The following is a 1198-nucleotide window of genomic DNA, read 5'->3' as shown; positions in this document are numbered from 1 at the left end:
GGATGCCTCGTCCCGACTTCCCGAAGACCCTTGGCGAGTTCCAGGTGCGCTTTGCCTCGGAGGACGCGTGCCGGCGGTACCTCATGGAGTCGCGCTGGCCGAACGGGTATCGGTGTCCTCGATGCGGACAGGGGGCGGCGTATCCGGTGGCGGGCCGGGGGCTGCTGCAGTGCAGCGCGTGTCGCTACCAGGTCTCGGTCACGGCGGGGACCGTGATGCATCGGACGCGCGCGTACCGCTACGCGACTGGTTCTGGGCCGCCTATCTGGTGACCACGCATACGCCGGGGTTCTCCGCGTTCCAACTCCAACGGCAGCTCGGCCTGGGACGGTATGAGACCGCGTGGGCCATGCTGCAGAAGCTCCGCCGCGCGATGATCCGACCCGAGCGCGACCGCATCGCCGGCACGGTCGAAGTGGACGAGACCTATCTCGGCGGCGTGGAAGAGGGCCGGGGCGGCGGTCGGAGGCGCGACAGCAGCAAGTCGATCGTCGTGGCCGCGGTCGAAGTGCGTGGCCGGGGCACCGGCCGCATCCGGCTCGGGGTTGTGCCCGACGTGTCGGGCCCGTCTCTCGTCGGGTTCATCGAAACCGCGGTGGCGCCCGGGAGCACGGTCCGGACGGACGGCTGGCAGGGATACGCCCCGCTCAAGCAGCGCGGGTATGACCACCGGCCCACGACTCAAGGAGCGCCGAAAGCAGCCGCGGCGTTGTTTCCGCGGGTCCACCGGGTCTTCACTCATCTCAAGACGTGGGTCTGGGGCACTCACCGCGGCGTCAGCCGCAAACACCTGCCCCACTACCTCAACGAGTTTGTCTTCCGGTTCAACAGGCGCCGTACGCCTATGGCGGCATTTCAGTCGCTGCTCGGGCTCACCGGTCTTCATGGCCCCACGACCTACCACGGGTTGCATGGTGCTGAGTCAACCGGATGGTAGAAGGGTTCTTACCAACCTCCAATCGGCCTCCGGCATCGGCCTCACCAGCGGAAAACCTTATGCGGCCACCGACGCGTTTCAATTCCCCAAGCAGCCGTTCGGTGTGTTTTTCGAAGACACCGCCCTCTTCCGCCTCTCCCCCGATCCCCCCCCGATCAAGGGGGCCGCCGTCAGCCTGCCAATTGTTTTGAGCCTCGAACTGACGGCCACGGGCGAGCTGGTGTCGGCGCAGGCCTTCGTCGAGGAATGAGCGTCGGCGAC

The 1198-nt window shown here is 67.3% G+C and carries 1 protein-coding gene and 1 pseudogene; both read left to right on the top strand.

Annotated elements, in window-relative coordinates:
- Positions 1-2 precede the first annotated feature (2 nt).
- A pseudogene (locus ACRDSQ_RS03975) lies at positions 3-937 on the top strand (IS1595 family transposase).
- Positions 912-1187, top strand: a complete 276-nt coding sequence (locus tag ACRDSQ_RS03970; protein WP_431418840.1) for a hypothetical protein — start codon at positions 912-914, stop codon at positions 1185-1187. Before ACRDSQ_RS03975 ends, ACRDSQ_RS03970 begins: the two are co-directional and overlap by 26 nt.
- The last annotated feature ends 11 nt before the right edge of the window (positions 1188-1198 follow it).

The organism is Actinokineospora sp. (assembly GCF_050699995.1).
Taxonomy (GTDB): Bacteria; Actinomycetota; Actinomycetes; order Mycobacteriales; family Pseudonocardiaceae; genus Actinokineospora.
This window is presented reverse-complemented; position numbering and strand designations above follow the sequence as displayed.